Source organism: Spiroplasma sp. BIUS-1, from assembly GCF_010365805.1.
Lineage (GTDB): Bacteria > Bacillota_I > Bacilli_A > Mycoplasmatales > Mycoplasmataceae > Spiroplasma_A.
On the sequence record NZ_CP048386.1, the window covers coordinates 829,893 to 853,321 of the forward strand.

General features: G+C 29.2%; 19 protein-coding genes. 1 reads left to right on the plus strand and 18 read right to left on the minus strand.

The genetic code is table 4. The features are described 5' to 3' along the window. Nucleotides 1-37 precede the first annotated feature (37 nt). The 11 genes from SBIUS_RS04015 to SBIUS_RS04065 all read right to left on the minus strand — a co-directional run bounded on the left by SBIUS_RS04015 (nucleotide 38) and on the right by SBIUS_RS04065 (nucleotide 14,421). Complete coding sequence (locus tag SBIUS_RS04015) at nucleotides 38-763, minus strand: hypothetical protein (protein WP_162685183.1); 726 nt, start codon at nucleotides 761-763, stop codon at nucleotides 38-40. A 56-nt stretch (nucleotides 764-819) separates the two neighbouring features. Then, a complete protein-coding gene (locus SBIUS_RS04020; protein ID WP_162685184.1) occupies nucleotides 820-1,857 on the minus strand; it encodes an acyltransferase in 1,038 nt (345 codons plus the stop codon). 60 nt (nucleotides 1,858-1,917) lie between these two features. Beyond that, nucleotides 1,918-4,593 (minus strand): alanine--tRNA ligase, encoded by a 2,676-nt coding sequence (gene alaS, locus SBIUS_RS04025; RefSeq protein ID WP_162685185.1) that lies wholly within the window; start codon nucleotides 4,591-4,593, stop codon nucleotides 1,918-1,920. A gap of 53 nt (nucleotides 4,594-4,646) precedes the next feature. Beyond that, complete coding sequence (locus tag SBIUS_RS04030; RefSeq protein ID WP_162685186.1) at nucleotides 4,647-4,907, minus strand: hypothetical protein; 261 nt, start codon at nucleotides 4,905-4,907, stop codon at nucleotides 4,647-4,649. Nucleotides 4,908-4,957: 50 nt separating this feature from the next. After that, nucleotides 4,958-6,427 carry an IMP dehydrogenase gene (gene guaB / locus SBIUS_RS04035; RefSeq protein WP_162685187.1) on the minus strand — a complete coding sequence of 490 codons (1,470 nt, stop codon included), beginning with the start codon at nucleotides 6,425-6,427 and terminating at the stop codon, nucleotides 4,958-4,960. A 10-nt stretch (nucleotides 6,428-6,437) separates the two neighbouring features. Continuing rightward, nucleotides 6,438-7,979, minus strand: coding sequence for a glutamine-hydrolyzing GMP synthase (gene guaA, locus SBIUS_RS04040; RefSeq protein ID WP_162685188.1), 1,542 nt, complete (start codon nucleotides 7,977-7,979; stop codon nucleotides 6,438-6,440). A gap of 97 nt (nucleotides 7,980-8,076) precedes the next feature. After that, a complete protein-coding gene (gene lpdA / locus SBIUS_RS04045) occupies nucleotides 8,077-9,954 on the minus strand; it encodes a dihydrolipoyl dehydrogenase (protein ID WP_162685189.1) in 1,878 nt (625 codons plus the stop codon). A gap of 13 nt (nucleotides 9,955-9,967) precedes the next feature. Next, a complete protein-coding gene (locus tag SBIUS_RS04050) occupies nucleotides 9,968-11,290 on the minus strand; it encodes a dihydrolipoamide acetyltransferase family protein (RefSeq protein WP_162685190.1) in 1,323 nt (440 codons plus the stop codon). Between the two features lie 23 nt (nucleotides 11,291-11,313). Next, complete coding sequence (locus SBIUS_RS04055) at nucleotides 11,314-12,303, minus strand: alpha-ketoacid dehydrogenase subunit beta (protein WP_162685191.1); 990 nt, start codon at nucleotides 12,301-12,303, stop codon at nucleotides 11,314-11,316. Next, on the minus strand, nucleotides 12,303-13,415 hold the full coding sequence (gene pdhA, locus SBIUS_RS04060) for a pyruvate dehydrogenase (acetyl-transferring) E1 component subunit alpha (protein ID WP_162685192.1): 1,113 nt from the start codon (nucleotides 13,413-13,415) through the stop codon (nucleotides 12,303-12,305). The genes SBIUS_RS04055 and pdhA overlap by 1 nt, the downstream gene beginning before the upstream one ends. 10 nt (nucleotides 13,416-13,425) lie before the next feature. Further along, nucleotides 13,426-14,421, minus strand: coding sequence for a lipoate--protein ligase (locus SBIUS_RS04065; protein WP_162685193.1), 996 nt, complete (start codon nucleotides 14,419-14,421; stop codon nucleotides 13,426-13,428). Nucleotides 14,422-14,617: 196 nt separating this feature from the next. Between SBIUS_RS04065 and SBIUS_RS04070 the strand changes: the two genes are divergently transcribed. Beyond that, nucleotides 14,618-15,490 carry a Cof-type HAD-IIB family hydrolase gene (locus SBIUS_RS04070; protein ID WP_162685194.1) on the plus strand — a complete coding sequence of 291 codons (873 nt, stop codon included), beginning with the start codon at nucleotides 14,618-14,620 and terminating at the stop codon, nucleotides 15,488-15,490. 23 nt (nucleotides 15,491-15,513) lie between these two features. Here the strand turns inward: SBIUS_RS04070 and pepF are convergent, their stop codons facing one another. From pepF to tuf, 7 genes are all read right to left on the minus strand, one after another. Then, the gene (gene pepF / locus SBIUS_RS04075) at nucleotides 15,514-17,292 is read right to left on the minus strand and encodes an oligoendopeptidase F (RefSeq protein WP_162685195.1); all 1,779 of its coding nucleotides are present in this window, start codon (nucleotides 17,290-17,292) and stop codon (nucleotides 15,514-15,516) included. A gap of 45 nt (nucleotides 17,293-17,337) precedes the next feature. Further along, nucleotides 17,338-18,675 (minus strand): M17 family metallopeptidase, encoded by a 1,338-nt coding sequence (locus SBIUS_RS04080; RefSeq protein WP_162685196.1) that lies wholly within the window; start codon nucleotides 18,673-18,675, stop codon nucleotides 17,338-17,340. A 49-nt stretch (nucleotides 18,676-18,724) separates the two neighbouring features. Then, a complete protein-coding gene (locus SBIUS_RS04085; RefSeq protein ID WP_162685197.1) occupies nucleotides 18,725-19,312 on the minus strand; it encodes a GIY-YIG nuclease family protein in 588 nt (195 codons plus the stop codon). A 68-nt stretch (nucleotides 19,313-19,380) separates the two neighbouring features. Further along, complete coding sequence (locus SBIUS_RS04090) at nucleotides 19,381-20,343, minus strand: ABC transporter permease subunit (RefSeq protein ID WP_162685198.1); 963 nt, start codon at nucleotides 20,341-20,343, stop codon at nucleotides 19,381-19,383. After that, on the minus strand, nucleotides 20,343-21,056 hold the full coding sequence (locus SBIUS_RS04095) for an ABC transporter ATP-binding protein (RefSeq protein WP_162685199.1): 714 nt from the start codon (nucleotides 21,054-21,056) through the stop codon (nucleotides 20,343-20,345). Before SBIUS_RS04095 ends, SBIUS_RS04090 begins: the two co-directional genes overlap by 1 nt. Before the next feature lie 13 nt (nucleotides 21,057-21,069). Beyond that, nucleotides 21,070-22,029: a hypothetical protein gene (locus SBIUS_RS04100; RefSeq protein WP_162685200.1), complete on the minus strand. Its 960-nt coding sequence runs from the start codon at nucleotides 22,027-22,029 to the stop codon at nucleotides 21,070-21,072. Between the two features lie 161 nt (nucleotides 22,030-22,190). Then, entirely contained in the window at nucleotides 22,191-23,378 is a 1,188-nt protein-coding gene (gene tuf / locus SBIUS_RS04105) for an elongation factor Tu (RefSeq protein WP_162685201.1), read from the minus strand. Nucleotides 23,379-23,429 lie beyond the last annotated feature (51 nt).

A 23,429-nucleotide genomic window follows, 5' to 3' on the forward strand; every position in this document is an offset into this window, starting at 1 on the left:
GTCTCTTTTCTAATTTAATTTTTATTTTTATAAAGTATTAAATTAAAGAGTCGGGAGGAGTTGTTCCTTTTTTAAGTGTTCTAAGTTCTTTTGATTGAACGTTTGCAATTAAAATAGACTTTTCTTCTCAAGTTTTTTCTAGACTAATGCTTTCTTGTTCGCTCATATCCACTAATATACTTTTTAAAATGCTATTTAACTTAGTAGATCTTTTGTAAATAGTTTTAACAAAGTCTTCATTTGAAGTTAAAACAACTTTTAAAATGGAATACAAAAATAAACACGCAAAAATATAACACACAGCACCTATTAATAAAAAGTTAAGTAATAAAACAATAAGAAAAAAAGCTGCACTTACGTAGTCAAAGTTAAAATATTTATAAAAGCTGTATTTTTTTCATAACTCAAGTTGCTCTGTCATGTCTTGAATTCTTCCAATTGATGAAAAAGTAGCACTAACTGATAGACCAAAAAAAAGTAATGTTATGAACATTTTTATATAAAATCTAAAATTATTATTTAAAGAGCTTAAGCTTATTAAATCTTTTTTTGAAAATTCATAATTATAATTTTGAGCATGTTTTAAAAACTTTGCTGAGAAATCAATAACAAAATAAGCAGAAAGCATTATTAAAAAAGTATTTGTAAATAAAGCTAAAAACATTAATAAGAATCTATTTTCAATGTAATTTTGAATTGGAAAAAGTAAAAAAATAAAGGTGAAAATTATTATTAAATTTTTATTTTCCCTAATCTTTTTCATACTTTCCTCACTTATTTTTAATTATAATTTAAAAAAAAAAAAAAAAAAAACCAATATTATTGATTTTTTTGAATTAAGTTAATTTTATATGTTATAAATTGATAAATTTTTTGATAACTTTTGTTTAAAAAGCCATCAATTTTTTTTATTGTTCAATCTATAGGATAAACAACTATCAAGGAAATTAAAAGGGTTATGAAAAAATCAACAAGCGATACAACTAAAAAGTATATTTCTTTATTAAAAGAAAGAGATTTTAAAGATAATCTAATTAGATCTATTAAAGATCAGTGTAGAAAATAAATTGGAATTGATAATTTTCCTAAAAAGTAATATATTTTATTTTCTCTTATATTAATTTTTGTAAATAAGTAAAACATCGATATCGCCGTGAAAACAGAACTAAAATTATTATTTCCAAAAAACGGGTTTACACCAGGACCCATAACTATAACGATAATTAAATTAACAAACATAACCAAAGATATTCAAGAAATAGATGCTACTCATAATATATCTATTTTCTTTAGTTTTAATTTTTCGCGATGAAGTTTAAGTCAACCACCAAACATATACACTACGCTTAAATAAAATATATTATTCATTGAGAAATTTTTATAATATTGTAATTGATTAATAGCAAGCATAAAAACTAAATAAAATAGAAATATTGAAAATAATGCATATCAAGCATTTGTGTGTGTTAAAAATCAATTAATACCCAAAGAAGCTATATATACAAACAACAAAGATCATATGTATCACATATTTACAGTACCGTGATGAAATAATCAACCACTTGTCCCGTGCCTATTTCCAAAACCATCCACTTTTCCTATAAAAATAAACTCTAATAGTAAATTTAAAACTATTATAAGACCAAGATAAAACAATATAGTTAATATTAATTTTGTTATTCCTGGTCATTTTTTATTTACCATAAAATAACCAGATATAATTCCAAACAATAAAACTCCACTACCTATGATGGGTGAAAAAAGTGAAAAGGAATAAGATTGTCCTACTCTAGTGTGATAAAGTACAACAGTTATACACATTAAAAAACGCAATAATTCAATGTTTGATTTTCTCATTTTTACCCCTAATTAAAAAGATAATAGCAAATAAACAAAAAAAAGCAATTTATGCTTTTTTTAAACTATTTTACCTTGTGCGAAAGTGTTGTTTCCTCCACCTTTTACATTATATTTACCATTATTTTTAAATATATCAATGGCTTTATTTTCACTTGATATATTTTCACTTACAGAAACAATAAATACTTTTTCATTAGTATTTGCAAACTTAATAATTAAATTTTCAAACTTATTTTGAAGTTTGTCAGAAAGAACTTTTAATTCCTTCATTCCCAGATCATTTATTTCCATGTCTATAACATTTAAACCACTTTGTTCAATTGGTTTTATATCTGAATACTTAGATAAGCTTTCTTCAATCAATAATTCTTCAACTTCTTTTTGATATAACTTAAATGAGTTTTTTAAATCATTTACTTTTTGTTTTATAACATTTAAGTTTTCTTTGTTAACTTGCATAGAAAGAATTGTGTTTATTTCTTTTTCAATACTTTCATTTTTCACTTTTAACTTGAAGTTGTTAAACTTATCAATAACTGATGTGATTTCTGCTTTTTGTTTTCTAAATTGTTCATTTAAGAAATTTGCAACTTCTTTGTGGCTAGTTACTGCATGATATCTAAATACTCCACTACCTTTTGATTCAACACTTGTTATAAACAGATCTTCAATATCTTTTGTATTTTCAACATGTGTTCCTCCACAAAGTTCACATGAGAAAGTACCAAATTTTATAACCCTAACTGTTCCACCATACTTCTCTGTAAATAAAGCCAAAGCATTGTGTTTTTCTACAGCTTCTTGTAAAGAACAATAAATAACTTCTCTTGGTATTTCATTTTTAATTTCTCTATTAATTGCTAAGTGAATTTTGTCTAACTCATCTTGACTTGGCAATCTATTGTAAGAAATATCTATTCTCAAACCATTTTCGTCATTATAACTTCCACTTTGAAGAGCGTCTTTTCCTAAAACTTCTTGAATACCAGCTTGTAAAATATGTGTTCCTGAGTGGTTTTTCATTGTGTAAAATCTTTTTTCACTATTGATTTGCGCTTTAACCAAATCACCAACTTTTAAAGTTCCTTTGATTTGAACTTTATGTATATGTTGACCATTTGGTCCTGTTTGAACATCTAATACTAAATGACGATTTTCATTTTCATCAATTAAGAATCCATTATCTGATGCTTGTCCACCTTTTTCAGCATAAAATGGTGTTTTTGTTAAAGTAACAAAAACTATTTTATCTGAAGCTGATTCTAATTTTGAATCATCTTCAAACATGAAGTTAACTTGAGAATCACAATATTCTAATTCATATCCTACAAATTCACTTTCAACATTTAAACTTGTTAAAATTGCTGATTGCTTATTTCAAGCTTTATCATCTTTTCTTGAATTTCTAGCTAGATCTTTTGCTTGTTCCAATAAAGTTTCATATCCTTCAATATCAACTTCAACATTTGATTCTGTTGCAATTTCTACTGTTAATTCAATTGGGAAACCAAATGATTCAAATAATAATAATGCATTTTTAGCACTAACTTTATTTTCGTTTTTTATTATGTTTTCTAAGTGTTCAAAACCTTTTGAAAGAGTTTTTAAAAATCTTAACTCTTCTTGTTTTATTATTTCTTTAACTGAATCTGCTTTTTCAATTAAGTAAGGATAAAAGTCTTTCATAGCTTCAATTACTTTATCGACTAGTTTATATAAGAATGCTTCTTGAATACCAAGTTTTCTTCCATATACAGAACTTCTTCTGATCAATCTTCTAATGATATATCCTCTATCTTTATTTCCAGGAAATACACCATCACTTATTGCAAAAACAACTGCTCTTACATGGTCTGCAATAACTTTAAATCCAGTATTGATTTTACTTTGTTCTTTATTTTCATTGTAGTAATTTTCAATTGAATATTTAAATTCTGGTTTACATAGTTTTTCAACCTCTTGAATTGTAGGTAAGAAAATATCTGTTTCAAAGTTTGTTGGAGCATCTTGAAATATTGATACTAGTCTTTCAAATCCAGCACCAGTATCTATGTTTTTCCTTGGTAATTCTGCATAATTATTATTTCCATCATTATTAAATTGTGAAAATACTATGTTTCATATTTCAATATATCTATCATTTTCAATATCATCTTTTAAAAGTCTTGGCCCAATTTTTTCAGCATCTCACTTTTCTCCTCTATCGAAAAAGATTTCAGTGTTTGGTCCACAAGGACCTTGTCCAACATCTCAAAAGTTTGTATCTCTTGTTCCTTTAAAAATATGATCTTCTTTTATACCAATTGTTTTAGTTCAAACATCATAAGCTTCTTGATCTTCGTTGAAAACAGTAATATATAAAAGTTCTGAATCAATATCAAATCATTTGGGAGATGTTAATAATTCTCAAGCAAATTCAATTGCCTCTTTTTTAAAGTAATCTCCAATTGAAAAGTTACCTAACATTTCAAACATAGTTTGGTGTCTTGCAGTTACTCCAACATTTTCAATATCATTTGTTCTAATTGATTTTTGTGAGTTTGTAAGTCTTGGTGAGGGTGGGTTCATTCTTCCATCAAAGTATGGTTTTAAAGTTGCCACTCCAGAATTTATTCAAAGCAAACTAGGATCTTCAACAGGAACTAAACTTACAGGTTCTAAAAAATAGTGATCTTTTGATTTGAAGAAATCCAATCACATTTGTCTTATTTCATTTGCAGAAAGTCTTTTCATTTATATTTTCTCCTTACAGATAACAAAATAATTTTAGCATATAAGGTGAGTGTTTATTTTATAAAACATTCTATGTGTACTGCCATTGTTATTCCACTAAACTCAACTTCATTGTAGTTTTCATTGTTATAAAATTTTATATTTCAAGAATCTTTTTCATTTGATTTTGAATAGTGATTATTATAATTCATTGGATTCAAACAAACTATGCAAAGTCTGTGAATATCTTCTTTATCCTCTTGTGCACCACATTCACACAAAAGCGCATTACTTCATGCATTTGTTGCAATGTCATCTAATCTAATTTTTTCCATAAAAACCTCTTTTTAATATTTTAAAACAAAAAGGTTCATAATGAACCTTATTATTTATTATAGTTTGGAGCTTCTTTTGTTAACTCCACATCGTGTGGGTGACTTTCTTTTAAACTTGCACTTGTTATTTTAACAAACTTTGTGTTTAAACGAAGTTGTTCAATACCTTCACTTCCAGTATATCCCATACCACTTTTTAGTCCCCCCATTAATTGGAAGATAACTTCTCTCATTTTTCCTTTAAAAGGAACTCTAGCTTCAATACCTTCAGGAACTAATTTTTTAGCACCTTTTTGAAAGTATCTATCACTACTTCCTCTTTTCATCGCAGCAAGTGAACCCATACCAACATAAGTTTTGTATTTTTTACCATTTGCAATGATTTCTTCTCCTGGTGACTCTTCAGTTCCAGCAAAAATACTTCCCATCATTACACTGTGTGCTCCAGCTGCTAGTGCTTTAACGATATCTCCAGAGTATTTAATTCCTCCATCCGCAATAATTGTTACATCTTTTCCTTGAGCTCAGTTGAAAACTTCGTTGATTGCTGTAATTTGAGGAACCCCAACTCCAGCAACAACTCTGGTTGTACAAATACTTCCTGGACCAACTCCAACTTTAACTCCATCTGCTCCAGCTTCATAAAGAGCTTTTGCTCCTTCTGGTGTACAAATGTTTCCTGCAATTATGTCTAAGTCTTTGTATTTTTCTCTAATAGATTTTATTACATCTAAAATACCTTTACTGTGTCCATGAGCTGAATCGACAACTATAACATCTACTTGAGCTTTGACAAGAGCATCAACTCTTTCCATGCAATCAGCACTTACACCAACTGCAGCTCCCACTCTAAGTCTTCCTTTTGAATCTTTACATGCATTTGGGTGATCTATTGCTTTATCAATATCTTTTGTAGTTATAAGTCCTGTTAGAACATTATTTTCATCTACAATTGGTAATTTCTCAATTCTATTTTTTAATAAAATTGCTTTTGCTTGTTCTAGACTTGTTGAAGGATTTCCTGTAATCAAGTTTTCTTTTGTCATAATTACTTCTACTTTAGATTGGAAGTCTTCGAAGTATTTTAAATCTCTGTTTGTAACTATTCCAATTAATTTTTGATCTTCATCAACAACTGGAAGTCCTGAAATTTTATATGTTGCCATAATATCATTTGCTTTTTCAACAGTTGTATCTTTTAAAATTGTTATTGGATCAGTTATAAATCCTGATTCATTTCTTTTAACTTTTTGAACTTCTAAAACTTGTTCTTCAATAGTTAAGTTTTTGTGAATAATTCCAATTCCTCCAGATCTTGCCATTTCAATTGCAAGTCTTGATTCTGTAACTGTATCCATTGCAGAACTTATCAAAGGAATGTTAAGTTCAATATTTTTTGTTAATTTAGTTTTTAAACTTACCTCACTTGGTAATACTTCAGAATAACCAGGAACTAAAAGTACATCATCAAATGTAATACCTTCACTGATTATTTTTCCATTTAAATCATTTTTATTCATCTTATACTCCTTATTCTCATTCAATAGTGCCTGGAGGTTTTGAAGTAATATCGTAAACCACTCTGTTAACACCATCTACTTTGTTTATAATTTCATTTACAACTTTATCTAAAAATTCTCATGGTAAATGTGAACTTGAAGCTGTCATAAAGTCAATTGTATTTACACTTCTTAAAGCAACAACATAATCATAAGTTCTGTTATCCCCCATTACTCCAACTGTTTTTACAGGAAGTAATGTAACAAACGCTTGTGAAACTTCGTTGTATAAGTCTGCTTCAATTAAATTAGAAATAAATATATCATCTGCTTCTCTTAGAATGTCACATTTTTCTTTTGTAACTTCTCCAATTACTCTAACTCCCAATCCAGGACCAGGGAATGGATGACGATCTATCATCAAATCAGGAATTCCTAATTCTCTTCCCACAGCTCTAACTTCATCTTTGAACAATTCTCTTAAAGGTTCTAATAGTTCAAATTTAAGATCTTCAGGCAGACCTCCAACGTTGTGATGAGATTTAATAGTTTTTGAAACATGTCCATTACTTGATGATTCAATTACATCTGGATATATTGTTCCTTGTGCTAAAAATTTAGCACCACTCATTTCTCTTGCTTGATCACTGAAAACTTCAATAAATTTATGTCCAATGATTTTTCTTTTTTCTTCAGGTTCAGATTTACCTTTAAGAGCAGTGTAAAAAATTTCTCCTGCATCAACAAGTTTGATATTCATATCAAACTCTTTATTGTAAAGATCCATAACTTTTTTTGCTTCGTCTTTTCTTAAAAGACCTGTGTCTACTAAAATACAAGTTAATTGTTTTCCAATAGCTTTTGAAATTAAAGCAGCAGCAACTGAAGAGTCAACCCCTCCAGATAAACCAAGAATAACTTGATCGTCTCCAACAACTTCTTTTATTTCTTTCACTTTCTCTTTAATGAATTCCTTCATCTCTCAGTCTTTTTCACATTTTGAAATATCAAAAAGGAAGTTCTCTAACATTTGAGTACCTTGTTCTGAGTGAGTAACTTCAGCATGAAATTGAATACCATAGATTTGTTTTTCTTCGTTTGCAATTCCTGCAACAGAAGAGTCAGAGTGAGCAATTTGCTTAAATCCTTCTGGCATTTGTGTTAAGTGATCAGCATGACTCATTCAAACTTGTGATTCGTTTTTTACATTTTTGAATAGTTTACTGTTTGCATCATCTATAAATAATTTAGCTTTACCAAACTCTTGAGAGTCTGCAAGTTCTACTTTACCACCAAACATATCAGTGATTAATTGCATTCCATAACATACTCCAAGTATAGGAATATTCATATCAAATAGTTCTTTATCAACAGTATAAGCTTCTGTTAAATAAACACTATTTGGTCCTCCAGAAAAAATAATTGCTTTTAAATTTGTATATTTTTCAAGATCTTTTCTTGTTTTATCAAAAGGAATAACTTCTGCATATACATTTAAATTTCTAACTCTTCTAGCTAATAGTTGAGTATATTGACTTCCAAAGTCTAAAATAAGTATTTGTGTTTTTGACATTTCTCTTCTCCATTTTCTGTTTCAGCTTAAAAAATTGTTTAATTTTCTTATTATTATACATTAAAAAAAACTAACATATTTCTATGTTAGTTTTTAATTAAAAGTTAATTGGTTTACCAGATTCTAATGCTTCAGCAGCTTCACCTATGGCTTCACTCAATGATGGGTGAGGGTGAATTGCTCTTGCAATTTCACTAATAGTTGCTTCAGATTCCATTACTGTTGTAATTTCAGAAATCATATCTGTTGCTGTATTTGAAATAATATGACATCCCAATACTTGTTTATATTTAGGTTCACAAATTAATTTTACAAATCCACCAGTATTTCCATCTGCAAGAGCTTTTCCAATTGCAGCAAATGGGAATTTGTATACTTTATAATCTGTTCCTGCTTTTTTAAGTTCATCTTCTGTTTTACCAACAGCTGCAACTTCAGGGTAAGTATAAATACAACTTGGAACTCTATCAAAGTTCATAGTTAGATCATCTGCATGTTCTTTACCTAATCTTTTTGCAATTCTGTTTGCAGCAATGATACCTTGATGAGAAGCAACGTGTGCTAACATCATTTTTCCAGTAACATCTCCAATTGAATAAACTCCATCAACATTTGTTTCACAGTATTCATTTACATTAATGTGTCCACGTTCATTAATGTCTAAATTAATGTTTGTGAATCCTTCATTAACTACTTTACGACCAACTGATTGTAAACAATAGTCAGCTTTGATTTTGTATTCTTTACCATCTTTTTCATATACAACTTCATTTTTACCAAATGATTTTGTACTTACTCCATAGATTATTTCTAAGTTTCCTCTTGATAATAATTCTTTTGTCATTTCTTTAGAAACATCACTGTCTAACATTTCTAAAATAGTTGGTAAGAATTGTAGTACTGTAACTTTTGTTCCAAGTCTTTTGTACACACAAGCAAACTCAATACCAATAACTCCCCCACCAATAATTACTAATTCTTTTGGAATTTTTGGAAGAGATAAAGCACCAGTTGAATCAATTAAGAATCCTGATTCCATTGCTTCTTTTGCTCCTGGTAAGTCAAAGTGATTTGGAACACTTCCTGTTGCAACAATCATGTTATCACAAGTATATTGTTTTCCATTAACTTCAACAGTGTTTTTATCTATTGCTTTTGCAATACCTTCTACTGAAGTAACTTTATTTTTTTTCAATAAACCCTTAACTCCAGTTGTTAATTTACCAACAACATCGTCTTTTCTTGCTTGAATTGCTTTTCAGTCAGCTTTAACTCCTGAAACATCAACTTGAATACCATATTTGTCAGCTCTTTTTGTAATTTGCTCATATAGGTAAGCTGATTTTAGTAAAGTTTTTGTTGGAATACATCCAATATTTAAACAAACTCCACCATAATTTCCTTTTTCAACAATTAAAGTTTTTAAACCTAATTGTGCACATTTAATAGCAGATACATATCCACCAACTCCAGCTCCAATTACAATAACTTCATAATGGTTTTCTGGATCTTTTGGTGTGTATTTAGGTGCTGGCTTTAAAGGACCACCTTTACCTTGTACAAGACCTGACATATTTACATTATTTACAGCATTAACTATTGTTTCAACTGCTGATTTTTTAGGAGGAACTGTTCTTGTTCTTCCTCTTGAGATTAAGTCATTTGAAACTGGTGTTGATCCAACAACTGAAGCGTTTTCTTCAGCAGCTTCAGCTTTTGGTTCTTCAGGTGAATCACCTTTACCATCATCAATTTCAACAACAACTTCACCAACTTTAATTTCTTGGTTTGCAGAGATTAAAATCTTTGCAACTTTTCCATCAACTGGTGCATAAATATCTGAAGTAACTTTGTCAGTTTCAACATTAAATAGGGCATCACCCATTTTAACTTCGTCTCCAACTTTAACTAAAACTTCAGTAACTGTTCCTTCTGTTAAACCTTCTCCAATGTCTGCGAATTTTACTTTAAACATATTTCTAATTCTCCTAAACTAATAGAGTTGCAGGATTTTGTAAGTAGTAAGCTACTCTTGTTAAAAATCTACCCGCATCTGCTCCATCAATAACTTTATGATCTGCAGTGATTGAGAACGGCATATAATCTCTTATTTCAATTTCATCATTAATAACACCAGGAGCTCTTGTAATTGTTCCAACTCCTAGTATTGCTGATTCTGGAAAGTTAACGATTGGTGTTGCATAGTCTAAACCTACAGCACCAAAGTTTGTAACAGTAAATGTTGCACCACTCATTTCGCTTGGTGATAATTTTTTAGATCTTGCTTTCATTGCAAGGTCATTAATTTTTACAGCTATTTGTAAAACACTTAATTTATCTGCCCCTTTAATTACAGGAACCATTAAACCATCTGGTGTGTCACATGCCATACCAATATTAATTTGTTGTGCAAATTTTGTTGCTTTATTTTCTTCATCGATTCTTACATTTAAGTTTGGCATATCTCTTAAAGCATTTGCACTAGCTTTAATAATGAATGCTAAGTAAGTTAATTTAACTCTTAGTGAATCTGCATGTCCTTTTAATTGTTTTCTGATATTTACCAATTCAGTAATATCTAAATTTCTTAATCCTGTAAATCCTGCTACTTTTTCATGAGCTGTTGTCATTGCTTTAACAGTAGCTTTTCTTATAGGGTTTCAAGGTTTTGATTCAAAAGTTAATGGCTCATTAATTTCAGGAACTGAAATTAATGGATTTGAATAATCAATTGCTGGTGCTTTTGATCCTCCACTTACTGCAGCTGGTGCTACAGCAACTTGTGGATTAGCTGAGAATGACTCAACGTCAGCAACCAATATTCTTCCGTTTGGTCCAGTTGGGCTAACTTTTGATAAGTCAACTCCCATAACTGCAGCCACTTTTCTAGCTAAAGGTGATGCTTTAACATCAACATTGCTATTATCAATAATACTTGTTTGAGAAACAACTTCTTGTTTAGGAGCCACTTCTCTTACATTTCTTTTAATTACTTCGTTTGAAACTGGTGTTGCTCCAACAACTGAAGCGTTTTCTTCAACCGCTTCCACTTTTGGTTCTTCAGGTGAATCACCTTTACCATCATCAATTTCAACAACTACTTCACCAACTTTAATTTCTTGGTTTGCAGAGATTAAAATCTTTGCAACTTTTCCATCAACTGGTGCATAAATATCTGAAGTAACTTTGTCAGTTTCAACATTAAATAGGGCATCACCCATTTTAACTTCGTCTCCAACTTTAACTAAAACTTCAGTAACTGTTCCTTCTGTTAAACCTTCTCCAATGTCTGCGAATTTTACTTTAAACATATTTCTAATTCTCCTATTACTAACTAAAATTTATAGTTAAGAATTTCTTCCATTTTAACTAAGATTTTTTTTGGATGTGGTTGGTGATAAGCTTCACCTGAATCGAAAGGAATAACAATATCATAACCAGTACATCTCATTGAAGGAGCTTTTAAGTATTCAAAACACTCTTCATTTACTGATGCAACGATTTCTGATGAAACTGAAAATGATCTAATTGCTTCATGAACAACTAATAATCTTCCAGTTTTTTTAACTGATTCAAAAACCATTTCTTTATCTCATGGTTGAATTGAACGTAAATCGATTAATTCGATTGTAATATCTGGGTTTTTAGCTTCTAACTCATCAATTGCTTTTTGACAATCAACTGTTTGAGCACCATAAGTAACAACAGTTAAATCATTACCTTCTTGGATTTTAAATGCTTTACCTATTTCAACAGTATAGAAACCTTCTGGAACTTCTTGTTTGAAAGCTCTATACAATTTAGTTGGTTCAAAAACAATAACTGGATCTGGTGATTCAATTGCTGCTAGTAATAAACCTTTTGTATCATATGGTGTTGAAGGACAAACTACTTTAATCCCTGGAGTGTGAGCATACATTGCTTCCATAGCTTCAGAGTGTAATTCAAGAGCTCTAATTCCACCACCCATTGGCATTCTTATAACAACTGGTGTTGGGTATTTTCCTCTTGTTCTGTTTCTCATTCTACCCATGTGTCCTAAAATGTTTTGTAATGAAGGTCAACCTAAACCTTCGAATTGTAATTCAACAACTGGTTTCATTTTGTTGATAGCCATACCTAAAGCAACTCCGGCAAATACGGCTTCTGAAATTGGAGCATCAAAACATCTTTTTTCTCCAAATTTAGCTTGTAATCCTTCAGTGGCTCTAAATACCCCACCTTCGTAACCAGCATCTTCTCCATAAACTACTACGTCATCTCATTTTTCCATTGCAACTTCAAGTGCTTCTGAAACTGCTTTAACGTTATTTAATACTTTCATTAATGGTGTCCTCCTTGTGCAACTTCTGGATATTTAGCAAAGAATTCTTTTGCTTCTTTATATTGTTTTTCAAGATCTGGAGTTTTTTCAGCAAATTGGAAGTTGAAAACATCTTCTAAATCATATGATTTATTAGCTTCTGCTCAATCAAATTCTGCTCTAATGAACTCGTCTTGTTCTTTGTCTAAAGCTTCTTGTTTTTTATCATCTCAAACACCTTTTTCAATTAAGTATTTTTTCATTCTAATTAAAGGATCTTTTGTTTGAGCTTCTGCAAACTCATCTTTTGGTCTATAGATATCTGGGTTATCTGATGAAGAGTGAGCCCCTAATCTATATGTATCAAATTCAATAAACACAGGACCTTTACCACTTCTAGCGTGTTCAACTGCTTCTTGAGCAACTGCATAACAAGCTAATAAGTCGTTCCCATCAACTTTAATTGATGGCATACCTGTTGCAATACCTTTAACTGCAATATTTACTGCTTTTGTAGATTTTTTGTATGGTGTTGAAATAGCTCATTTGTTGTTTTCACAAATGAAAACAACTGGCAATTCATGTAATTGAGCGAAGTTCATTGCTTCATAAGTTTCACCTTCACTCATTCCTCCATCACCTGTAGTTGTTACAGCAACTCCACCTGTTCCTCTATATTTTTCAGCAAAAGCAATACCTGTTGCTTGTGAAAATTGAGAACCAATAATAATGTTTGGTGGAAGTGAGTTTACACCTTCTGGTGATTGACCTCCATACTCATTACCCATTCAGTAAAGCATAATGTTTCTCATTGGCATTCCAACATTTAATCATGCTGCGTTATTTCTATAACCTGAAGCGAATCAGTCTTTACCTTTAATTAATGGTAAAGTATAACCAATTTCAGCTGCTTCTTGTCCAGTTGATGAAAGGAATGATAATAATCTTCCTTGTCTTTGGGCTTTGTTTTGGAAATCATCTTGTCTTCTTGAAAGATTCATTAATGAATAAGCTTCAATCATTTCTTTGTCGCTCATTTTTGGCATTAATTTTTCATCTAAGATTTTTCCGTCTTTATCCATAATACGAACAATTTCGTCTTTTAATGGATCAAATTTTCCTATATATTTCATTTTCTACCTCCTATTGTATTAATAAGTCCAGGATATCTTGTGTTGTGAAGTTTTCTCCAAACACAGATTTTAGATTTGAACCGTTTAATATGTTTTCTAATTCGAATGTTTCATATTTTGAACCGATTAGTTTTTTTTCAATTTCTTCAGTTCCTTGGAATCCTAAGAAGTCACCATAGAATTTGGCATCCATTATGATTCCCTTTTCAATTTTTAATAAAACTTCAATAGACCCTTTACCTTCTAATCTTGTTTTGTTTCTATAATCAAAATCAGCATTTTTAGCAAAGTTTCAATCATCATTTTTGAACTTGCTTTCGCTAAGCTCTTTGATTTCTTGAATTTCTTCATTTGTTAATTCTATAGTTTTAATTTCATTTAAACCTTTATATGTTTCAATTAACTGATTCATAAATGATTCAATATCAATTTTTTCTTCAACTTCAGAATTAATGTTTGTTACTCTTGCAGCAATAGATTTAATATTCTTTGAAAGAATTTTTGCTCTATCAACTGTTAGGTAATTGGTTAATTTTTCTAAATTTGCATTAAACAAGATTGTTCCGTGTTGTAAAAATCTATCTTCGTGTTTTCACATTGCGTTACCTGAAATTTTTTTTCCGTTTAACTCAATATCGTTTCTACCAGAAAATTTTGCAGGTACTTTTAACTTATTCAAAGTTTCTATAACAGGTTCTAACATTGATGAAAATAAAGAAACCGCTTTATTTTCTGTATCAGTATAAATAATACTGAAGTTCATGTTACCTAAATCATGAAAAACAGTTCCCCCACCACTATTTCTTCTAACAATATTTACAGAATCTTTTTGTGCATTCTGTAAATTGATTTCTCATGCTGCGTTTTGATTTCTTCCCACAACAATTGTGTTATCGTTTTGTCATAAAAATAGTATTGGTTCACTATATTTCTTTGATTTTACAAAGTACTCTTCTGTAGCCAAGTTAAAAGCAGGATCTACACAAGAAGTTTTATATATAAACACTCGAAAAACTCCCTTCCTATACTCTTATATTCTAAGACTTTTTATTGAGATTTGGAAATTTTTTTTAAATAATGAAAAAAAATTTCAAAAAAAATCAAAATAATTTCCATTTATTTATTTTAAATGGAAATTATTTTTAAACCTTTAATTCCCTGTTTAAAAACATATATAATTAATATTAAAGGAGTTGAATTGTATGCAGTTACAACATTTATCTAAAAAAAGGCTAATTTTAATAGATTTAGATGGAACCACTTTGATGTCAAATGGTGAGGAAATTCACCCAACAACTAGAGATGCTTTAATAAAGGCAAAAGAAGAAGGACATGAAGTTTGCATTATAACAGGACGTCCACATAGAGCAAGTATAAGATTCTATAATGAATTGGGTTTAAAAACACTTTTAACTAACTTTGATGGAGCACATATTCACGATCCTATTTCAAAGAAATTTAAAAGAATTGTTTTTCCTATAAGTGAGGAAATTGTTACAGAAATAATGAACAACGAAACAATAAAAAGCTCAATATCAAATATTTTAGTTGAATCTTACAACAAAGCAATGGTTAGAGAAAAAGATGAATTTGTAGAAAACTTTTTCCACCTTGATGATGTAGTAGATGATGAATATAAAGTTATTGATCCTTACGAACATTGACGAGGAGCCGCTACAAACGTAGTTTTATTTATTGATACAGAAGACAACAAAGACCAAGTATTAAGAGTATTGGAGAAATTCAAAAATACTATTAAAATTCAATCAGGAAACGTTTATGGTAATTTAAGTAAAAATTCAAAATTGATGGTAACATTAACAAACAAAATTGTTAACAAAGGATTTGTTACTGACATATTAGCTCAATACTATAACAAAGATGTAAGAGATGTTATAGCTTTTGGAGACCAAATGAATGATTATGAAATGATTCAAAAAGTTGGTTATGGAATAGCTATGAAAAACGGAAATGATGAATTAAAAAATATCGCTGCGGGTATAACTAACTTAACTAATAATGAAGGTGGAGTTGGAGAATACTTAGAAAAACTTTTAAGAGGATTAGAAGTTTAAAAAAACTGGTTTAACCAGTTTTTTTATTTTATCATTTTTTCTAATTGATCAACTAAGTTGTTAATTTCTTCTATTAAAGGAGTATATGTATTCTCATCCATGAAATCTACTCCAACATCTTTTAAAGTTTCAAGAGGTTCTTTTGAACCACCCATTTTTAAAAAACTTAAAATGCTTGTGCTATTATTATTCTTAAAATCACTGTACAGTTTAAAACTAGCAACTAAATCTATTGCATATTTATAAACATAAAACGGTGATTGGAAAAAGTGAGAAATGTAAGGTCATGAATAGTTTGCTTCTTGACTATCTTCAAAATCATCATAACCAAACTCGTTTTGTTTTTTCACAAAAAGATCTTTTAAAATTTCAGTTGTTACAATTTCTTCATCTTCTACCAACTTATGAGCACTATATTCAAAATCAGCAAATTGTATTTGTCTATAAAATGTTGATATTAAATCAAAAATTCTTTGTTGTAATAAGTATTTTTTTTCTTCAAAATCTTTTGTATTTGAAAATAAATAATCAAATAACAAATGTTCATTGAAAGTAGAAGCAACTTCTGCCAATATTATTGGATAGTTGTTCATTGGGTATTCTTGTGACTCATCAGCAAAAAGTGTATGTACAGAGTGTCCGATTTCGTGAGCCAATGTATTTACAGAACCAAGTTTATCATCTCAGTTCATAAGTATAATTGGATCAACTCCATTTCCTCCTGAAGAATAAGCTCCATCAGATTTATTATCATCTTCATAAAAATCTATTAAATTATCTTTTAAAGCTATTTCTAACTTATCTTGATATTCTTGTCCTAAAACTTTTAAAGAATTTATTACAACTTCTTTACCTTGTTCAACTGTAAATGTTTTATTATATTCTTTTGATATTTTTAATAATCTATCTGTAGAATAAAACTTTTCAAATCCATATATTTTTTTTATTAAATTGTTGTATTTCTTAAATGGTTGAATATTTTCCTTACCCGCTTGTATAAGTTTAAGATATATTTTTTCATCAACTTGATCATCAAAAAGATTCATTTCTAAAATAGAATTATAATTTCTTATATTTCTATTTTCATATTGTTCTTGAATTATTGCTTCATATATTTTTGCAAAACTGTGTTTTCTTCCTACAAAGTTTTTAAAATACAATTTACTTGCTTCTTTTCTTTTCTCTTGATCTTCTATGGGGTGGGAATCCACCATAATTTCTCTATAAAGAGATGTTGTAAGTTCTTGTTCTTCTCCATTTCAAAATATTTTTTCTAATTGTCTGTCAGCATATGCCAGAGAGTCATATAGATTTCCAACTGCATTTCTACTTCTCTCCAACTTGCTCATAAGCTCTTCTTCGTTTTTAGAAAGTATAAATTTTGAAGATTTGAAAAAAGTTCTAAAGTAATATTTAAAACTTTGTTTGTTGTTTTTTTCTAATCACTCAAATATTTTTTCCTCTCCAATTTCTTTAAGTTCATTTAATAAAAAAGAATTCTTTATTTTAAACTCTTGGTATAAATTTTCTAACTTGGAGTTTAACTCTTGATTGGCATTACTTGTTTGATCAATATCAATCAAATGAGCATACTGATTTAATTTTGTTAATACTAAATCTTTTTCCTCCTCTAAAATTAAATATCTATTAAAATTATCTTCTAAATTTAAAGAACCTTTTAAACTAGAAATTTTTTCATTTATTAATTTTGCCTTTTCTAAGTCTTCATTTCACTGTTCAATGTTTTTATATAAATGTGAGAAATCTCATTTATATTTTTCTTGTGCATTTTTTCTTTTCATATTGTAATTATATAAAGAAAAAATCTCTTAGCGAGATTTTCTTTACTATTTATTTAATAATTCAAACATAGTTCTTAACATTGGTGCTCTACCACGTTTGTCAGCATCAGCTGTTGCTGCTATGTCTAAGTGAATGTATTCTTTTCCTTCAGCAAATGAATTTAAGAATGCTGCTGCAGTTGATGAACCAGCTTCTCTACCAGGTTCTGAGTTAGCTAAGTCAGCTACTTTTGAACATTGCATTGCTTTTAAGTGATCATCAATTAAAGGCATTCTTCAAATTGATTCTTGTGCTTTTTGAGCAGCTTCTTCAAATTCTGAGTAGAACTCTTCACTTGGAGAGAATGTACCATTGAATCATTTACCTAATGCTATTGCGATTGAACCAGTTAAAGTAGCAACTGTAATTGCTCTATCAGCTTTTGTTTCTCTTACAGCAAATGTAAGCCCATCAGCTAATACTAATCTTCCTTCAGCATCTGTGTTTGTGATTTCTACAGTTTTACCATTCATTGATGTTATAACTGATTCAGTAAGTGTAGCATGTCCACCAATTCTGTTATCTGTTAATAGTGCAATTGACACAACATTAACTTTTGCTTTTGCTTTTGCAAGAGCCATAACTGTTGAAGAAACAATTGCTGCTCCTGACATATCAAATTTCATGTTTTCAATAAAGTTTGAAGGTTTTAAGTTATATCCTCCTGTATCGAAAGTTATACCTTTACCAACTAATGCAGTTTTCTTTTTAGAAGAATCTGATGCATATTCCATAACAACAACTCTTGCTTCAACATGGCTTCCAGCATTAACTGAAAGTAATAACCCCATACCTAAAGCTTCAATTTGTTTTTTATCATATACTGTAACTTTTACATTTGGTACACCTTTAGCTTTTTCAACTAATCTGTTTGCAATTTCCACTGAAGTACCAATGTTTGGTGGTAAGTCTTGTAGATCTCTTGCAAAATCCATGTATTCCATTTTAATCATTGAAGCTTCATATAATGGTGTGTATTCTTCATCAAACATAAAGTTGATTGATTTTGGTTCACCTGAAGTTTCTTTATAATCAAGATCTTTGTGTGATGCAAAAACCACTGACTCAATTATTTTTTGGAATGTTTCTTCTTGTTCAATAAAAATTGATAAGAATGAATCAACATCTATGTTTAAGTCATATTTATTTGCTTTTATTAATCTTTCTAAGTTATTACCTAAATCTTTTAGGCTTTTTTTATCTCCAACATAATAGTAAACAATTTTGTCTTCACTAATTAATGTTGCAGCTCCATCCTCTTTTATAACTAAATCATTAACAGTTTGCTTTGATTCAACTGCTTTTAGTGTTAGTGAGAATTGTGGTCCGTTATTTGTTATCATTTTAAGTTCTCCTTTAATTTACAAGAATATAATATCATTTTTTTGACACTTATTTTATTACAAAGGTTATATTACAATGTTTATTTACACATCTTCCATAAACTATTAAATTTAATTTTTCAGCTTCTTTATCATAGGTCATAAAACTTCTTACCATTCCATGACCACTTGGACATCTCAATCTTCTATTCACAAGTTTTGAGTTTAATGAAAAGAATTTAGATTTCATTGTGTAAATATAATAAGTTTCTTTTTTTAGTCTTTCGTTTTGATCTTCAATTTCATCTAAAACCATAAAACTTATATCTTCTAGCTCTTTTACTTTTTTTCTCATTTTAGAATAGAGACGATCTTTACCATTTCTAAAACCATTGATGTGTTGTTTAAATCTTTCAAACACATTTGTAGATTCTCCTACATAACAAAAAGCTAATTTACCATTAGTTAGTGAATAAATTAAATATGTTCCTGGTACTTTATCGTTTATTAGTTTTACATCTTCATAATTTAAAACTGTTCTAGTTTTCTTAAACTTAGATATTCTGTTAATAATATATTCTTCAGAAAACGATTTAAGTCTTGGGTCTCTTGAATTTTTTATTTTGTACACTAGTTTGTATTGTAATTTTAAGTTCATTTTATTTTTACCTTTACAAAATTATTATAAATGAAAATAAAAAAATTCCCTTATGGGAACTTTTATATCTAAATATTAAATGATTTTCTTTTGAATATGTTCATTGTTATAAACAAACTCAAATTAGATATTACTATCATTGCTAAATTACACAATATATATTTAAGTATATTGACTTTATCAATTTTATCCAAAATTAGTTTCTCTATAATTGATCCACCATTTGGTAATATCTGCTCTTTAACAATAATTTCATGTGGTTCTAAATTCTTTGCATATGGGAAAACATCCGTTAAAAATATTTGAGGCCCCATAAATTTAGAAATTTTAATCATTGTATTATCTCCTGATTGGGAAACCATCAACATCATCTCTAATGTTGAAGATAACAGCATTAGAGATAAAATGACTATACATATTACATTCACCACTAAAACTTTCTCTAAAAAAATGTTCGCTATCAAGAAGAATAATGTATATATAAAAAATATGTATACATAGTTTTGTAAACCACCTAATAGGATATTTACAAAATAATCTTTATAGTCGTAAGTAAATAAAGAAAATGATAAAAGCATCACAAGTTGAAATAAATAAGTAATAGATAACATGGCAAAAATTGAAATATATTTGGTTATAACTAGTTGATTTCTAGAAATGGGTTGTGTAAGTCACAGCGAAATTTGAGCACTAGCAACTTCTTTTGAAATTATTTTGTAAATTAGTATTAAAGCATATAATCCATAAAAAACACTTCCAAAAGTAATAAAAATCTGGCTATATACTCAACCAATTGACAATATCCCTTCACTAAAAACAGAACTGCCGCCTTGGTTGTTTGGTATTTTAATTTCTATAATACCATTGGATATTGTAGAATAAGAAGATGTAAAATGTGATAAGGTTAAAATTAAAATAACAAAAGCAGTCCAACACCCCGTTATAGTTAAAAACAATTTCATATTTATTTTTATAGGGCTTAGGATAAGAATATTATTTTTATAGAAACTCTCTTTAATATTTAAGTTCATTAAAATAAGTCCTCCACATTTTTGTTTTTTAATATTTGTATTAGTTCTTCTTCGATTTCTTTTATTTTTGCAACTTTAAGATCATATTCTTTAATCAGCCTGCCATCTTTTAAAAAACCCACTTTGTCACAGACCTTAGCTATTTCATCAAAAATATGAGAGCAAATAATTATAGTTGTTCTAAAATCATTTTTAAGTCTAAATAATAACTCTTTAAATTGTTCTGATGCAGCTATATCAAGACCACTTGTGGGCTCATCCAAAACTAAAAGTTTTGGTTTATGCATAACAGCTGAAATTATAGCAACTTTTTGTTTCATACCTTTTGACATTTTTTTTATTTTTTTATTAATATCCAAAGAGAAAAAGTCTACTAGTTTTTCTATAAAATCTCAATCAACATTTCCTTTAAGTTTAGAGATCATCATTAGATATTGGATTCCAGTAAGTGATTCATATAAAGAAATTTCACCAGATATATATCCTGATGTTTTCATTATTTCCTTTTGATTCAAAAATGGATTTTTACCAAATAAAATAACTTCTCCAACATCTGGTTTTATAAAACCTAATATTTGTCTAATAAGGGTTGTTTTTCCTGCCCCATTAGGTCCAACTATTCCGTATACTTGTCCTTCGTCAATTCTTAAAGTTATATCTACATTTCCACTATCACTATTGTAAATTTTCGAAACATTATTTAAAAATAGCATTTTTATCCTCTTTCTAAATTATTAAATAAGTAGTTTTGGCTTTAAACAATACTTTATTTAAAGTTATATCACCTGCAGTTCAGTATCAATTTGAACCAACCCCATAAGCTGCTATTTCATATTTACTTGTTATAACTAATTTATCATTTATGAAATCTAACTTTATAAAAGCTTTATAATAATTTCCTCATTTATAGCCACCTTTTTCAGACTCTACAAACTTTACTTCTTTTCATTTTCCAAAATTATCATTCTTACTTATAACAAATGTCTCAGTACTATTAAAGTAAGTTTTTTCTCTATGATAATTGTCTCAATTAAATTTTTTACCTTTTTGAAAGAAATAGTTTCCACTAAAAGTTACATCTATAGAGTAATAGTTTTCTCTAAGTAAGTTAATTCCACCAAAAACACCTAAATCAACTTCCTTACTAATATCTACTGTATGTTTATTAGCATTACCTGTTCCTCAGGCTTTACCAACACCCCATGTTTCAGAAAAAGTATTTATGTTGTAAGAAATATCTTCAATCTTTCTGTTTGTTAATTCAATATTTACAAACAAAGTATTTTCATAAATAGGATTATAAGTTTTAGCTGTTATTTTAGCACTATATTTATCACTTTTATTCGCTTCAGGAACCACAAATCTAATTCCACTTATATCTCATAATTCTGGTTGGTATATAGCACCCATTACAACATCATTTATAATTTCATTACCGTCATTTTGTTTAACTATTTCAAGTAAAACAGCAGACTTTATTTTTTCTTCCGAAGATCCTTTTAAAGATCCTACATCCATTTTCACATCATTAGTTTTTATATTATTTAAATTTATTTTGTTATTTAAATCTAGGACATTATTATTTATATTTAATATATTATTATTTGCTTCTACAAAATTAGAAGCAAAGCTTATTGGTGTAGTCGATGTTGAGAATACACCAAAAAAAATTAAAAGTCCTTTCATAATTCCTCCATTTTTTAATTATTTAGCAATAAAAAATTAAAAAATTTTCTTTTTAAAGTATTTGACCCTAATAAATACTATTATATTTTTTAACATCCTATTACTGATAAAATTATATAATAAAAAAATTCCCTTATGGGAACTTTTATTATTCTATTAAATTATTCAACGATTGAAACAACTGTTCCAGCACCAATAGTTCTTCCACCTTCACGGATTGAGAATTTTGTACCTTGTTCAACAGCGATTGGTTTGATTAATTCAACAACTAATTCAACGTTATCTCCAGGCATAACCATGTCTGTTCCACTTGGTAAGTGAACTTCTCCAGTAACGTCTGTAGTTCTAAAGTAGAATTGAGGACGGTATTTGTTGAAGAATGGTTTGTGTCTTCCACCTTCTTCTTGTGTTAAAGCATAAACTGATGCGTTTAATTTTGTATGAGGTTTGATTGTTCCTGGTTTTGCAAGAACTTGTCCACGTTCGATGTCGTTTCTGTCAACCCCTCTTAATAATGCTCCAACGTTATCTCCAGCTTCAGCAAAGTCTAGTAATTTTCTAAACATTTCTAATCCTGTAACAACAACTTTTTTACTGTCTTCTACTAATCCAACAATTTCAACTTCGTCGTTAACTCTAACAACTCCACGTTCAACTCTACCAGTTGCAACTGTTCCACGTCCTGTAATTGTAAATACGTCTTCTACAGGCATTAGGAAAGTTTTATCTGTATCACGAGTTGGAGTTGGGATGTATTCGTCAACTGATTTCATTAGTTCTTCAACTTGAGCTACTCATTTAGCATCTCCATTTAAAGCTCCTAAAGCAGATCCACGAACAACTGGTGCTCCGTCTCCGTCAAAGTCATAAGCTGATAATAAGTCTCTAACTTCCATTTCAACTAAGTCGATTAATTCTTCGTCATCAACCATGTCACATTTGTTTAAGAAAACAACGATAGCTGGTACTCCAACTTGTCTTGATAATAAGATGTGTTCTCTTGTTTGTGGCATTGGCCCGTCAGTTGCAGCAACAACTAGGATTCCACCATCCATTTGTGCAGCTCCTGTGATCATGTTTTTAACATAATCGGCATGTCCAGGACAGTCTACGTGTGCGTAGTGTCTGTTTTCTGTTTTATATTCAACGTGAGAAGTATTAATTGTAATACCTCTTTCTCTTTCTTCTGGTGCATTATCAATATTTGCGTAATCTTTGAATTCTGCTCCACCTTTTTCTGCTAATACTTTTGTAATTGCAGCTGTTAAAGTAGTTTTACCGTGGTCAACGTGTCCGATTGTTCCAATGTTAACGTGAGGTAAACTACGGTCAAATGCTTCTTTTGCCATGTTTTTTCATTCCTTCCATTTGGTTCTTATTTATTTTATTGTGACCAAGTG